This is a genomic window from Stenotrophomonas sp. SrG, from assembly GCF_050031795.1.
Classification (GTDB): domain Bacteria; phylum Pseudomonadota; class Gammaproteobacteria; order Xanthomonadales; family Xanthomonadaceae; genus Stenotrophomonas; species Stenotrophomonas rhizophila_A.
In genome coordinates this window covers 1-238 of sequence record NZ_JBNBBE010001179.1, presented here as the reverse complement: position 1 = coordinate 238, position 238 = coordinate 1, and the positions used below count along the sequence as shown (strand labels likewise).

1 pseudogene is annotated in these 238 nt (G+C 75.2%); it reads left to right on the top strand.

The annotated features are described in order from the left end of the window. Positions 1–51 precede the first annotated feature (51 nt). Positions 52–238, top strand: a pseudogene (locus ACQG3P_RS23170) (TrmH family RNA methyltransferase); the annotation flags it as partial.

Here is a 238-nt window from a genome sequence, read left to right as displayed (position 1 = left end):
GCATCAAGAACGCCGATGTCTCGCGTCACCGCCACCCGGAGCAGTCCCGTAGTGAATGAGCCCTGGAAAAACGCCCGCCGCCCCTCCTCGCGACCGCCGCGGGCCACCCCGCTGCCGCCGCGCGAACGCGGCACCCCGCCACCACCGGGGCGCGGCCACGCCGACCGGCGCCTGTACGGCTGGACTGCCGTGCAGGCGCTGATCGAGCGCCGCCCGCAGGCGCTGCGCAAGCGGTACC